This is a genomic window from Mycobacterium mantenii (assembly GCF_010731775.1).
In the GTDB taxonomy this organism is placed as follows: Bacteria; Actinomycetota; Actinomycetes; order Mycobacteriales; family Mycobacteriaceae; genus Mycobacterium; species Mycobacterium mantenii.
Genome location: NZ_AP022590.1, coordinates 1,074,706 through 1,090,026, shown reverse-complemented (window position 1 = coordinate 1,090,026; position 15,321 = coordinate 1,074,706). Strand labels below are relative to the sequence as shown.

Sequence of the window (15,321 nt, the reverse complement as noted above, 5' to 3'; positions counted from 1 at the left end):
CCTAGTCCGATACCGGTTCCGAATCTTCTTGACGCTCAGCGTCTTCCACGGTCAGCGGCAACGCCAGCTCCTCCAGCGGACGCTGCTCGGCGGCGATGCCGAGCCACAGTTCGACCAGGCCGGCCGCGGCCATCACGACCGCGCCGATGAGGAACGACCAGACGACCTCGCTGCGCATGCCCGAGTTGATCAGCTGACCGAACAGCAGCGGGCCGGTGATGCCGCCGATCGCCGTGCCCATCGCGTAGAAGAACGCGATCGCCAGCGCCCTGGTCTCCATCGGGAAGATCTCGCTGACCGTCAGGTACGCCGCGCTGGCGCCCGCCGACGCCAGGAAGAACGCGACGATCAGCACGCCGATGAAGGCCCACACACCGCCGGCCTGGGTGAGGAACACCACCGCCAGCGCCACCACCGCGACGCCGGAACCGATGTAAGTCAGCGTGATCATCGGTTTGCGGCCGACGGTGTCGAACAGATGCCCGAGGACCAGCGGGCCGACGAAATTGCTCAGCGCCCACAGCACGAAGAACACCGGCACCATTCCGGACGGCACGGCGTAGAACTGGCTGAGCAGCGTGCCGAGGTTGAACGTGACGCCGTTGTAGAGGAACGCCTGCCCGATGAACAGCGCCAGTCCGAGCACCGCGCGCCGCGGGTAGAGCTTGAACGCCACGGCGGCGATCTCCCGGAACGAGATCGCCGTGCGCTGGCGGATCCGCAGCGCCTTGCCCTGCGGTTCGGGCAGGGGTTGGCCGGTCTCCTGCCGGACCGCCTCTTCGATCTCGCCGACGATCTGCTCCGCCTCGTCGTCGCGGCCGTGGATGAACAACCAGCGCGGGCTCTCCGGGACGTTGCGCCGGACGAGCAGCACGAAGATCCCGAGGATGGCGCCGATGCCGAAGGCGAGCCGCCATCCGATGTTGGGCGGGAAGTTCGACGTGTTCAACAGGATCAGCGCGCCGCCCGCACCGGCGGCCGAACCCAGCCAATAGGTCCCGTTGATCACCAGGTCGACCCGACCGCGCACCCGCGCCGGGATCAGCTCGTCGATGGCCGAATTGATGGCGGCGTATTCGCCCCCGATGCCCGCCCCGGTGAAGAAACGGGTCAGGAAGAAATACCACGGGGCGAACGCGAACGCGGTCGCGACGGTCCCCGCCAAATAGATCGCCAGGGTAAGGATGAACAGGTTCCGCCGGCCGAACCGGTCCGTCAGGTGACCGAAGAACAGCGCCCCCGAACACGCACCGGCGATGTAGATCGCTGCCGCCATGCCGATCTGCGCGGCGTCCAGCGCGATGCCACTGTTGCGCTCCATCAGCCGGGCCGACACGTTGCCCACCATCGTGACCTCGAGCCCGTCGAGCACCCACACCCCGCCCAGGCCGACGACCACGCGCCAGTGGAACCGCGACCACGGCAGCCGGTCCAGCCGCGCCGGCACATGCGTCGAGATGGTTTTGGTCTGCGCGCTCGCACTCATGCGGTCTCCGTTCTGGTTTGACAGAGATTTACCCACTCAGTACCCGTCGCTAGCCCTCGACCGGGTACCAAATCGGCGCCGCGCCCGCAGGCGTCAACCCCGGTCGGACCGGGACTCCTCGGGAGTCCAGGCCTGCGGCTGGCCGGGGTGGCCGGGGAAGAGAAAGTCGATGAAAGCCGCGGCCGTGGGCTGGGGCTCGTGGTTGGCCAGCCCCGGGCGCTCGTTGGCTTCGATGAAGACGTACTCGGCGCCGGTGACGTCGGGCACCAACAGGTCGATCCCGGTCACCGGGATGCCGATCGCCTCGGCCGCCGTTACCGCGACGCGGCACAGTTCGCTGTTCACGTGCGCGGTGACGTCGTGGATGGTGCCGCCCTGATGCAGGTTGGCGGTGCGGCGAACCCGCAGCCGGGTTCCCTGCGGCAGCACGTCGTCTAGGGTCCAGCCGGCTTCGGCGATCGTCGACTCCGTGAGGTCGTCGAGCGGAATGCGGGACTCACCGCCGGTGGCCGCCGACCGGCGCCGGCTCTCGGCCGCGATCAGGTCCCGCACGCTGTGCTCCCCGGTGCCGATGACCTCGGGAGGCATCCGCAGCGCGGCCGCGACGACGCGGCCGTCGATCACCACCAGCCGAAGGTCGTCACCGTCCACCCGCTGCTCGATCAGCACGTCCGGGTATTGCTGGCGGGCCCGGGCCAGGGCGGCGCTGAGGTCGTCGGGGCCGTTGTCCGGGACGACCCCAACGGTGATGCCCTTGCCCTGCTCGCCGCGCGTCGGTTTGACGACGACCTCGCCGACCTCCTCGAGGAAGGCGAAATCGCTCTCGTCGAAGGTGGCCAGCCGGGCCCGCGGTACGGTGATGCCCGCCTCGGAGACCAGGCGCCGCGTCAACCGCTTGTCGTCGCAGCGGCACATCGCCACCGCCGAGGTGTACTCGGACAACGATTCCCGGGTGATGACGCTGCGGCCGCCGTGCGTAAGCCGCATCTCGCCGGTCTCGGCGTCGAGCACCTCGACCCAGATCCCCCGGCGCAGCGCCTCGTCGGCGATGATCCGGGCGTAGGGATTGAGGTCGTCGACCGTCTCGGGCGGCGGGCTGAAGAGCGGTTCGTTGATCGCGTTCTTGCGCTTGATCGCCAGCACCGGGACGCGACGGAAACCCAGCTTCTCGTACAGGCCGATGGCGGCCGCGTTGTCGTGCGCCACCGACAGATCCATGTAGGCGCGGCCCGCGCTGCGGAAGTGCTCGGCCAGCGCCCTGGTGAGGGCGCCGCCCACGCCGGGCAGCCCGGCGGCCGGATCGACCGCCAGGGTCCACAGGCTCGATCCTTCCTCCGGGTCGTTGAACAGCAACTGGTGATCGACGCCGGTGACGGTGCCGACCACGGCCCCATCCTCGTCGCGCACCGCGAGCAGGTACTTCACCGCGGGCACGTTCCGGTGGTTGTCCCAGATCACGTCCACCCCGGCCGGGACCATGCCGCAGCGCACGTAGACGCGATTCATGGCGTCGGCATCGATCGGGTCGTTGAGGGTGCGCACCGTCACGCCCAGCGGCGCCGGCGCCAGGTTCTTCGTCTCCGGGGTGAAACGCAGCCGATAGGTGTGGCTGGGGTCGATGAACAGCTCGGTGGGCGCCTCGGCGACCACCACGTGGGATTCGCGGGCGTAGATGCAGATGTCGCGCCGCCCGGGCCCCTCGCGGCGCAGCGCCTCGACCAGTTCCTGGGAATTGGCGAAGGTCTGCCCGAAAATCAGTCGGCCCCAACCCAGCTCGAGCTCAACATCTTTGGCCATCGCGTCGACCAGCTCGGGCGGCGAGGCGTCGTGCAGACCGAGCGTGATCGCCTCGGTGTGGTCGCCGGAGGGGTCGACCACGGTCATGCAACCGGGCCCGTCACACCGTGACGCTGCAACCAGAGCTCGAGCAGCGCGATCTGCCAGAGCTCGTTGCCGCGCAGCGGGGTCAGCCTGCCGTTGGGGTTGGCCAGCAGCACGTCGACCGCGTCGGTGTTGAACAGGCCGCGTTCCTTGGCGGTGGGCGCGTAGAGGGCGTCGCGGACCATGTCGAGGTAGGGGCCTTCGAGGTGGGTCAACGCCGGGACCGGGAAGTAACCCTTGGGGCGGTCGATGACCTCCGACGGAATCACCCGTCGCGCAGCCTGTTTCAGGACGCCCTTGCCTTCGTGCGCGATCTTGTATTCCGGCGGGCAGGTCGCGGCCAGGTCGACCAGCTCGTGGTCGAGGAACGGCACCCGACCCTCCAGCCCCCACGCCATCGTCATGTTGTCGACCCGCTTCACCGGGTCGTCGATCAGCATCACCGTCGTGTCGAGCCGCAGCGCGCGGTCGATGCCGGTTTCGGCGCCGGCCTGGGCGAAGTGCTCGGTGACGAACCGCAGGCTGGGGTCGTCGGGCGCGACGATGCCCGACCCGACCAGCGCCTGGACCCCGGCCGCATCGCGGTCGAAGAAGGCGCCGCGGTACTGGGCGACCGCCCCGTCCAGGGTGGCCGCGGCGGGATCACCCATCGGCGGATACCAGTGGTAGCCGGCGAACACCTCGTCGGCGCCCTGGCCGGACTGCACGACCTTCACGTGCCGCGCCACTTCCTGGCTGAGCAGGTAGAAGGCGACGCAGTCGTGGCTGACCATCGGTTCGCTCATCGCGCCGATGGCCCCGTCGAGCGCGGGCAGCATCCGGTCGGTCTCGATGCGGATCTGGTGGTGGTCGGTCTCGAAGCGCTGGGCCACGATGTCGGAGTACTGGAACTCGTCACCCTTGACGCCGCCGGCCGACTCGAAGCCGATGGAGAAGGTCGACAGCCCGTGCTGACCGGCTTCGGCGAGCAGACCCACGATCAGGCTGGAGTCCACGCCGCCGGACAGCAGGCAACCGACCGGAACGTCGGCGACCAGGCGGCGTTTGACCGCCAGTCGCAGCGTGGACAGCACGGCGTCTTCCCAGTCGCGTTCCGACCAGTCCGCGCGGTCTGAGTGCCGGGTGAAGTCGGGGGCCCAGTAGGTGGTGACGGTGCGTTTGCCGTCGGGCTCGATGGCGACCAGCGAGGCGGGCGGCACCTTGCGGACCCCGCGCAGGATCGTGTTCGGCGCGGGCACCACCGAGTGGAAGCTCATGTAGTGGTGCAGGGCGACCGGGTCGATCCGGGTGTCCACGCCCCCGCCGGCCAGCAGGGCGGGCAGCGTCGACGCGAATCGGATCCGGTGGCTGTCCTCGGTCAGGTACAGCGGTTTGATGCCGAGCCGGTCCCGTCCGAGCAACACCCGCCCGCTGTCGCGTTCGACGATCGCGAAGGCGAACATGCCGAACAGATGGCTGACGAAGTCGTCGCCCCACCGGTGGTAGGCCTTGATCAGCACCTCGGTGTCGCTGTGCGAGAAGAAGCGGTAGCCGTACCCGCTGAGTTCCTGGCGCAGCTCCTTGTAGTTGTAGATGCAGCCGTTCCAGGCGATGGACAGACCCAGCTCGGAGTCGACCATCGGCTGGGCGCCCGCTTCGGTCAGGTCGATGATTCTCAGACGACGATGGCCCAGCGCAACCCGGCCCTGCGACCAGGCGCCGCCCGCGTCGGGGCCCCGTGGTGTCAGCACCGCGGCCATCGCTGAGACCGCCGCTACATCGGGCGCCCGCCCGTCGAGCCGGACCTCCCCGGTGACTCCGCACACGTCTTCGACCCTACCGTTGCCCGAACCGAAGCGCGCGTGACCTCCGCGAAAAGTGCTGCAACGGGCCACCTACCGCCACGATCAACGCGTGTTGATCACCGTGATCGGCGGACGTGTGAATTGGATCGCACGGTCGACGTAACCCGGGGCCCGTCATGACTTGGCGGGCGGCTCGTCCGCACCGGGCGCCGCGTTGAACCGTTCGTGCGGGGCCAGTTCTCGGCGACGTTCCGCGCGGATCAGCTGCCGGAGCCGCTCCACATACGTCTCCACCGAGCCGGCGGTCAGCATCTCGTCGTGGGTGCAGTCCACCGGGTACGCGAGAACGTCGCCCGAGGCATAGGGCTCCCAGTATCGGGCCAGCAGCAAACCGCGATCGCTTTGATCCCGCACGGCGGAGAAGACGCTGATGTCACCGTCGAACAGCCCGGGTTCGTGAAGCCGGTAGAGCTCGATGTTGTCACCCAGGTTTCGGACCAGCAGATCGGCGAGCCATCGGTGCCGGGAACTGTCCGTGACCCCCGATTCGCGCAGGAGTTCCGCCAGCTGCTCATCGGTGGGCGGGCCGGCATGCCCGTCGGTGCTGATGTGGGTGCCGAGGTGATAGCCCCGCAGGACGTCGTCGAGGACGTGCTGCTCGCGCAGGGCGTGCTCCGACAGGGCGATGCCGTCGCCGATGCTGGGTTGGGCGTCGAGCAGGATCAGACGCCCGATCACGCAGCCGCGCCGCTGCAGCTCGATGGCGATCTCGTGGGCGACGACCCCGCCGAACGACCAGCCAAGGATGTTGTAGGGCCCGCCGGGATAGACGTCCTGGATCCGGTCGGCGTAATTCTCGGCCAACTCGCGGATAGACCGCGGCGCGGCCTCGTCCGGCCGCCGGGTTTGCTGGATGCCGAAGATCGCGCAGTTTAAATACTTCCCAAGGACCTGATACGGCCAGCTCACCCCGCCGGCCGGGTGGATGCAGAACAGCGGCACGCCGGGCCCGTCGCGCAGCGTCTGTACGGGCACCACCTCGTCGGCATCCGTCGCCCCGGTGTGCAGCCGCCGGCTCAACCCGCTGATGGTGGGCGCCTCGAACAGGGTCCGAACAGCCAGCTCAATGCCGAGGCTGGCGTTGATCGCGGCGGTCAGGCGCATCGCGGAGATGCTGTCGCCGCCCAGATCGAAGAACGAGTCGTCGACGCCGACGCGCTCGACACCGAGCACGTGGGCGTAGCTGGCCGCGAGGGCCTCCTCGAGGGCGGTGGACGGTGCCCGGTAGCTGCCTCCGGCGTACTGCGCTGCCGGCAGGGCTCGGATGTCGAGTTTGCCGTTGGTGGTCAACGGCAGCGCGTCGAGTGCCACCACCGCCGCCGGCACCATGTAGCCGGGCAGCCGCCCGGCCAGCGCGGTGCGCGCCTCGCCCGGGTCGGCCGTCCCGGTGATGTAGCCCACCAGGCGCTTGACGCCGGGCTGGTCCTCGCGGGCGATCACCACGGCCTGGTCGACGTCCTCGAGTGCGGCCAACGCGGCCTGGATTTCGCCGAGCTCGATGCGGTAGCCGCGGAGTTTGACCTGCTCGTCGGCGCGGCCGAAGTATTGCAGCTCACCGTCGCCGCCCCAGCGCACCAGGTCCCCGGTGCGATACATCCGCGCGCCCGGCCCGCCGAACGGGCAGGCCACGAACCGCGACGCCGTCAGCCCGGCCCGGCCGACATACCCGGCGGCCACGCCGTCGCCGGCCACATACAACTCACCGACGACACCGGCCGGCACCGGCCGCAGCCATTCGTCGAGGACGAACAGGGCCGCGCCGTCGACCGGCGACCCGATCGGCGGTGTCCCGGATCCGGGTGTCAGCGGCGCGCTGATCGCCACGCACATGGTGGTCTCGGTCGGGCCATAGGCGTTGACCATCACCCGTCCGGGCGCCCACCGGTCGACCACCTCGGCCGGACAGGCCTCGCCGGCCATCACCAGCGCCACCGAATCCAGCCCCTCGGGCGAGAGCATCGCCACCGCCGAGGGGGTCTGGGTCAACACGGTGACCCCTTCGTCGACCAGCAGGGTGTGGAAGTCCTGCGGTGAACGCGCCACCGACTCGGGCACCACGACGAGTCGCCCGCCGCGCAGCAGAGCGCCGAAGATCTCCCAGACCGACACGTCGAAGGCGTACGAGTGGCTCTGCGTCCACACCCCCACCCGCGGCAGGCCCGCGTCCAGCGACTCCAGCAGCTGGGTCACGTTGCGATGGGTGATCGCAACACCTTTGGGGACACCCGTGGTGCCCGAGGTGTAGATGACGTAGGCGAAGCCCTCGGCCGGGGGTGCCGGCAGCGGCGTGACGGGACGGTCCCCGATCCGCGGGTCCTCGATATCGATGACCGTCAGGTCGGAGCCGCTCAGCCGCGACCGCAGACCCTCGGTGGTGACGGCGGCGATCGGCGCGGCGTCGTCGAGCATGAAGCGGATCCGGGTGCCCGGTGCCGCCGGGTCGATCGGCAGGTAGGCCGCCCCGGTCTTGAGCACCGCCAGCATCGCGACGATCGCCTGCGCCGACCGCGAGAACAGCAGTGCCACCGACTCTCCCGGGCGCGCGCCCTGCTCGGCGAGCAGGTGAGCCAGCCGGGTGGCGGCCTGGTCGAGTTCCCGGTAGGTCAACGACATGCCGCTCCAGCTGACCGCCACCGCGTCGGGCCGGTCGGCGACCTGCGCGTCGAATATCGCGGGAATCGACGGCAGCACGGGCCGCGGCCGGCCCAGCACCGCGCGGTTGCCGATCTCGTCCAGCCGGGCGCGCTCCGGCGCGCCGAGCAGGTCCACCGACGAGAGCGGCCGACTTGGATCGGCGGTCATCGCGAGCAGCACCCGCTCCAACCGGTCGCTGAGCGCCTCGATGGTTGGCGTGTCGAAAACGCCGGTGTCGTACTCCACCCGCAGGCCGAGTTCCTCGCCGGACAGGGCGGCTTGCATCGTCAGCGGGTAGTGGTTGCGCTCGAACATGTTGACGTCGGAGATCGTCAGTTCGTAGTCGACCGCCATCGCCGAGGTGTCCAGCGGGTAGTTCTCGTACGCGAAGAGGGTGTCGAACAGCCGCTCCTGACCGGTGATCCGGTGGATCTCGCTGAGCGCCAGGTGCTGATGGTCGAGCGTCTCGGCGTGCCCGCGTTGCAGCTGGGCGAGCAGCTCGGTCGTGGTGGTCGCCGCCGTCATGCGGGCCCGCACCGGGACGGTGTTGATCATCAGGCCCACCATCGATTCGGCGCCGACGACCTCGGCCGGCCGGCCCGACACTGTAGTGCCGAAGGCGACGTCCTGCTGTCCGGTCAGCCAGGCCAGCAGCTGCGCCCACGCGGCCTGCAGCACGGTGCTGACCGTGGTGTGGCTGGAGCGGGCCAGCTCGCTGAGCGCCCGGGTGGTCTCCTCGGACAGCGCGAACGACTGGACGCCTCGACCGCCGAGCTCCAGTTGCTGCGGCGGCCCGACCAGCGTCGGGGTGTCGAAGCCGTCCAACACCTCGCCCCAGGCCGCGCGGGCGGCGTCCCGGTCGCGGTCGGCCAGCCAGTCGACGAACCTGCGATACGGCGCGGGTGCGGGCAGTCGCTGCCCGGTGTAAGCCGCGAACGTCTCGTTCAGCAGGATCGGCACCGACCAGCCGTCGAGCACGATGTGATGGATGGTCAGCACCAGCCGGTGCCGGTCGTCGCCCATGCGGACCAGCGCGGCGCGGACGGCCGGTTGGTCGGCCAGGTCGTAGACCGCGGCGCGCTCGGAGGCGCACAGCCGCTGGAGCTGTTCTTCGGGCCGACTGCCGTTGGTCTTGAGCTCGAGGTAACGCCAGGCCATGGCCGGATCCGCCGGGATGACCTGGACCGGCTCATCGAACTCGTCGCAGAATCGGGCCACCAGGTGCGGGTGCCGGCCGATCACGGTGTGCATCGCATCGCGCAGCCGGTCCGCGTCCAGCGGGCCGGTCAGGCTGAGGTCGAGCTGGACGACGTACAGGTGGTCCTCCAGCTGGCCCCTGCTGCCCCGCGTGGTGTCGGCGTGGAAGAGCAGCCCCTCCTGCAGCGGGGTCAGCGGCAGCACGTCGGCGATGCGCTGCCGCCGTTCGAGCTGGTCGATCTGCTGCTGGTTCAGGCGGGCAGGGACGATGTCCGACGGGGTCAGCCCGCCGCCGCCGTGACGGACGTGCGCGCAGATGCCGGCCAGGGCCTCGAACCACAACCGGCTCAGCCGGGCGACCTGCTCGCGGTCCAGCGCCGAGGCGGCCCACGTCCAGTTGGCGTGCAGCTGCGGACCGTCCGCGGTGTCCATGGTGCCGGCGTTGAGGTCCACGGTGTGCATCAGCGGCATGGGCACCGCCGTGCTGATGGCGGTGGCCGACGAGCCGTCCGGGCTGATGCGCCACAGCTCGTCGGAGAGCTCGGCCGCCGCGCCGCCCAACCGGCCCAGATAGTTGAACCCGATCGTCGGGTCGGCGCCGTCCAGGTCGACCTCGGTGTTCAGGTAGCGCAGCAAGCCGTAGGTGAGCGGATCCGGCAGCGCGCGCAGTTGCTCCTTGGCGTCCTTCACCAGGTCGCCCAGGATCGGTGCGCCGGCCGTGACCTGCGCCCAGGACAGCCCCCAGACGTTCAGTGCCACCGGGTATTTGGTGGTGAACCAGCCCACGGTGCGCGACAGGTCCACTCCAGCGGCCAGCTCCTCGTGGCGGCCGTGGCCTTCAACGTCGATGCCGATCGGCGAGCCGACTGCAACGTTGGGGCCCAGGAACTCGGCCCAGGCCAGGGCGAAGCCGACCAGCAGGATGTCGTTGACCCCGGCGTGGAATGCGGCCGGTGCCTCACCGAGCAGCGTGCGGGTGGTCTCGGCGTCCAGCGTCACCGACATGTTCTCGGCGGTCTCGTAGGTGTCGGCCTCGGGCCGCACCGCCGGTAGTGCCGGCGGCGTCGCGGCGACCCGCCGCCAGGCCTCGGCCTGCTCGAGCACGGCCGGCGACTGGGCGTGCTCGGCGAGCAGCGTGGCCCACCGGGCGAACGATGTCCCGCCCGCGGGCAGCGCGATCGGTTGCCCGTGATGGTGCTGGCCCCAGGCGATGTTGAGGTCTTCCAGCAGCACCCGCCAGGACACGCCGTCGACGGCCAGGTGGTGAACGATCAGCACCAGTTCGCGGGTGGCGGCCACCCACAGCGCGCTGAGCATCACCCCGGCGGTCGGGTTCAGCCGCGACCGCGCCTCGACGATCGCCGCGTCGGACAATTCGTCGACCGCGTGCATGCGCTGGGCCGCATCGACCGACCCCGGCTCGGGCACCTGAAGAGACCACTCGCCGGCGTCATCGTCGACCCGCAGCCGCAGCATGGCGTGCCGGTCCAGCAGGGCCTGCAACACCATCACCACGTCGGCCTCGGTGACGCCGGCGGGGGCCTGCAGCACCATCGTCTGGTTGAACTGGTCGACCGGGCCGTCGACGCTGCGCAGCCAGCGAATGATCGGGGTGGCGGAGATTTCGCCGACGCCCTCGTCGGCCGCGCCGTACTCACCGTCGGTCACGCCGGCCACAAGGGCCAGCCGGGCCACGGTCTGCTCGGTGAAGATGTCGCGCGTCCGCAGCACCAGGCCGGCCGCCCGCGCGCGGGTCACCACCTGCATCGAGGAAATGCTGTCGCCGCCGAGGTCGAAGAAGGAGTCGTCGATGCCGACCCGGTCGACGCCCAGGATCTGGGCGTAGATGCCGGCCAGGGTCTCCTCGACGGGCGTGCCGGGGGCGCGATACCGGTCGACGTCGCGGTATTCGGGTGCCGGCAGGGCCCGCGCGTCCAGCTTGCCGTTGGGCGTGAGCGGCAGGGCCTCGATCGCCACGACAGCGGCCGGGACCATGTAGGCGGGCAGGCGATCGGCCAGCCGGGCGCGGACCTCGACCGGGTCCGCTCCCCCAGTGATGTAGCCGACCAGGCGCTTGTCGCCGGGACGGTCCTCGCGGGCGATCACCGCGCCCTGCTCCACACCGTCCACGGCCGTCAGCGCCGAACGCACCTCGCCGAGCTCGATGCGGTAGCCGCGGATCTTGACCTGCTCGTCGGCGCGGCCCAGGTACCGCAGCTGACCGTCGGCGCCCCAGCGCACCAGGTCCCCGGTGCGATACATCCGCGAGCCGGGCGCCCCGAACGGGCAGGCCACGAACCGCGACGCGGTCAGCCCGGCCCGGCGCCAATAACCGACGCCGACGCCGCCGCCGGCCACATACAGCTCGCCGACCACGCCGTGCGGCACCGGCCGCAGGGACTCGTCCAGGACGAACACCCCCGCCGCGGGCACCGGCGAACCGATCGGCACCGTGGGCGATCCCGCTTGCAGCGGGGCGCTGACCGCCGCGTACACCGTCGCCTCGGTCGGGCCGTAGGCGTTGATCATCACGCGGCCGGGCGCCCACCGGTCGACCAGCTCGGTCGGGCACGCCTCGCCGGCCACTACCAGGGCCGCGGACTGCAGCCCCTCGGGCGACAGCACGTCCGCCGCGGACGGCGTCTGACTGATCACGGTGACCTCTTCGGCGACCAGCAACGCGTGGAAGTCGTCCGGCGACCGGACCACCGAGTCGGGGATGACCACCAGGCGCCCGCCCTGCAGCAGCGCGCCGAAGATCTCCCAGACCGAGACGTCGAAGGCCAGCGAGTGCCATTGCGACCACACGCCCTCGCGCGGCAGACCGGAGTCTCCGGATGCCAGCAGCGCGGCGACGTTGCGATGCGTGACCGCAACGCCTTTGGGGACACCGGTGGTGCCCGAGGTGTAGATCAGGTAGGCGATGTCGTCGGCGTTCGGCGTCGGCAACGCGGTGGACGGCTGGGTGTCGACGGCCGGATCGCCGACGTCGATGACGACGACGTGGTGTCCGTACAACCGCTCGGCCAGTTCGGCGGTGCTGATCGCGGCCATCGGCGCGGCGTCGGCGAGCATGAACCCGATCCGCTCCGCCGGCAGCCCCGGGTCGATCGGCAGGTACGCGGCCCCCGTCTTGAGCACCGCCAGCATGGCCACGATCGCCTCGGCCGACCGCGGGAACAGCAGCGCGACCCGCTCGCCGCGGCCGACGCCGAAGCCGGTCAGGCGGTGGGCCAGCCGGTTGGCGGCCTCGTCGAGTTCGCGGTAGGTCCACGAGCGGCCGTCGCATCGCAGCGCCACCGCGTCCGGGGTGCGCGCGACCTGCTCGGCGAACAACGCCGGGACCGACGCGTCGGTGGCCGGGGGCGCGGTCAGCACCGCGCGGTTGCCCAGGGCGTCCAGCCGGGCGTGCTCACGCCGGTCGAGCAGGTCGACGGTGGACAGCGCGCGGGTGGGATCGGCCGTCATCGCCTCCAGGACGCGCTGCAGCCGGTCGATCAGCGTGCGGATGGTGTCCGCGTCGAACACGTCGGTGCGGAACTCCACCCGCCCGCCGATCCCGGCGGGCTCGTTGTCCTCGGCCCAGCGTTCGGCCAGCGAGAAGGTCAGATCCATGCGGGCGACCTGGGTGTCCAGCGGCATCGACGTGACCTGGACGTCGCCCAGGGCCAGCCCGGCGCCGGGGTCGCTGTCCTGGCCGGCGAAGTTCTGCCAGGCCAGCATGACCTGGATCAGTGGGTGATGGGTCAGGCTCCGGGTCGGGTTGACCTTCTCCACCAGCACCTCGAACGGCACGTCCTGGTGCTCGAAGGCCTCCAGGCTGCGCGTGCGCACCCGGGTCAGCAGCTCGGTGAAGCTGGGGTCGCCGGCCAGGTCGACGCGCAGCACCAGGGTGTTGACGAAGAACCCGACCAGCTCGTCGAGAGCGGGGTCGCGCCGCCCGGCGATCGGGAAGCCGACCGCGACGTCGGTGCTGGCGCTGATCTTGGACAGCAGCACCGCCAGGGCGGCCTGCACCACCATGAAGCTGGTGGAGTTGTACTCCCGGGCCAGCCCGGCGACCTGCTGTTGCAGGTCGGCCGGCCAGTCCACCTCGACCGCGGCACCGCGCTGATCGGCGATCGGCGGGTAGGGCCGGTCGGTGGGGAGCTGCAACCGCTCGGGCATGCCGGCCAGCGCGTCCTGCCAGTAGGCCAGCTGCGCGGCGATGCGGCTGCCGCTGTCGGCGAGCTCGCCGAACTGGGCGCGCTGCCACAGCGTGTAGTCGACGTACTGCACGGCCAGCGGCTCCCAGTCCGGGGCCCGCCCGGCGCAGCGGCTGGCATACGCCATGCCCAGGTCGCGCACCAGCGGCCGCAGCGACCAGCCGTCGGCGGCGATGTGGTGCACCACGGCCACCAGCACGTACTCGTCGTCGGTGATGCGGAACAGCGAGGCGCGCAACGGGATCTGGGTGGCCAGGTCGAAGGTTTCGCCGGCAGCGGCGTCGATGGCCTCGCGCAGCCGGGTCGCCGACCAGCCGTGGGCGTTCACGGTCCGCCAGTCCAGATCGGCTTGCTCGACCGGGATCACCACCTGCTGGGGTGTTTCCTCGGTCGCGGCGAACACCGTGCGCAGGCTTTCGTGGCGGGCCACCACGTCGGCCAGCGCCGCGCCGAGCGCCGGCACGTCGAGGCGTCCGTGCATCCGCAACGCCGCCGCCATGTTGTAGACCGGGGACGGTCCCTGCAGCTGGTCCAGGAACCACAGCCGGCTCTGGGCGAAGGACAGCGGGATCACGGCCGGCCGCTCGCCCGCCACCAGCGGATCCAGCCGGCCGGTGTCCTCGCCGATGCGCGGGGCCAGCTGGGCGACGGTGGGCGACTCGAAGATCACGCGCACCGGGACGCCGACGTCCATGGCGCTGTTGACCGCCGCGATCACCCGCATCGCCGAGATGCTGTCGCCGCCGAGGTCGAAGAAGGAGTCGTCGACCCCGACGCGCTCGACGCCGAGCACGTGGGCGTAGATGCCGGCCAGGATCTCCTCGGTGGGGGTGGTCGGCGAGCGATACCCGGCCGCGGAGTACTCCGGTGCGGGCAGGGCGCGGATGTCGAGCTTGCCGTTGAGGGTCATCGGCAGCGCGTCGAGCACCACCACCGCCGCCGGGACCATGTAGGCCGGCAGGCGTTCGGCCAGCTGCGCGCGGGCCTCGGCCGGGTCCGCGGTGCCGGTGAGGTAGCCGACCAGGCGCTTGTCGCCGGGTCGGTCCTCGCGGGCGACGACGACCGCCTCGTCGACGCCGTCGAGCGCGGCCAGGGCCGAGCGCACCTCGCCGACCTCGATGCGGTAGCCGCGGATCTTGACCTGCTCGTCGGCGCGGCCGAAGTACTGCAGCTGCCCGTCGGGACCCCACCGCACCAGGTCCCCGGTGCGGTACATGCGCGCTCCGGGCTCACCGAACGGGCAGGCGAGGAATCGGGTCGCGGTCAGCCCGGCCCGGCGCGCGTAGCCGTAGCCGACGCCGCGGCCGGCGACATAGAGCTCGCCGACCACTCCGGCCGGCACCTGGCGCAGCCACCCGTCCAGGACGAACAACGCCGCGCCGGGCACCGCCGAGCCGATCGGCGGCGCGCCCGAGCCGGCGGCCAACGGTGTGCTCATCGACGAGAAGATCGTGGCTTCGGTCGGGCCGTAGACGTTGACCATCATCCGTCCGGGCGCCCAGCGGTCTACCAGCTCGGGCGGGCAGGGCTCGGCGCCGATAACCAGGGCCGCGGATTCCAGGCCCTGCGGTGACAGCATGCGCACCGCCGACGGGGTCTGGCTCAGCACGGTGACCTTCTCGGCGGCCAGCAGGGCGTGGAATTCCATGGGTGAGCGGGCCACCGAATCGGGCACCACGACGAGCCGCCCGCCGTGCAGCAGGGCGCCCCAAATCTCCCACACCGAGAAGTCGAAGGCATACGAGTGGAACTGGGTCCACACCTGGTCGGCCGAGAACTCCACCCCGACGGCCTGCGCGTCGAACAGCCGGGTCACGTTGTGGTGGCTGACCGCCACGCCCTTGGGCACACCGGTGGTGCCCGAGGTGTAGATGATGTGCGCGACGTGTTCCGGCGCCGGCGCGGGCACGGCCGTGCCGGGCTGGCGTGCCACCGCACGGTCGTCGATGTCGATGACGATCAGATCGTGGGCGTCTAGCTTGTCCGCCAGCGTCGCGACGGTGATCGCCGCCATCGGCGCGGAGTCGGTGAGCATGAAATCGATGCGCGCCGCCGGCAGCGCCGGGTCGATCGG

At 70.8% G+C, this 15,321-nt stretch carries 4 protein-coding genes (1 of these 4 only partly in view); all 4 read right to left on the bottom strand.

Features of this window, described 5'->3' with window-relative positions; translation table 11 throughout:
- Window position 1 precedes the first annotated feature (1 nt).
- On the bottom strand, window positions 2-1,486 hold the full coding sequence (locus tag G6N50_RS04880; protein ID WP_083095262.1) for an MFS transporter: 1,485 nt from the start codon (window positions 1,484-1,486) through the stop codon (window positions 2-4).
- A 93-nt stretch (window positions 1,487-1,579) separates the two neighbouring features.
- Window positions 1,580-3,370, bottom strand: a complete 1,791-nt coding sequence (gene ngg, locus G6N50_RS04875) for an N-acetylglutaminylglutamine synthetase (RefSeq protein WP_083095263.1) — start codon at window positions 3,368-3,370, stop codon at window positions 1,580-1,582.
- The gene (locus G6N50_RS04870; RefSeq protein WP_083095264.1) at window positions 3,367-5,172 is read right to left on the bottom strand and encodes an N-acetylglutaminylglutamine amidotransferase; all 1,806 of its coding nucleotides are present in this window, start codon (window positions 5,170-5,172) and stop codon (window positions 3,367-3,369) included. Before G6N50_RS04870 ends, ngg begins: the two co-directional genes overlap by 4 nt.
- 153 nt (window positions 5,173-5,325) lie before the next feature.
- On the bottom strand, window positions 5,326-15,321 hold the end of the coding sequence (locus G6N50_RS04865) for a non-ribosomal peptide synthetase (RefSeq protein WP_083095265.1). Its footprint extends 21,303 nt past the window's final position; 9,996 of the gene's 31,299 nt are visible here — the last part of the coding sequence; its start codon lies beyond the right edge, outside the window; it ends in the stop codon at window positions 5,326-5,328.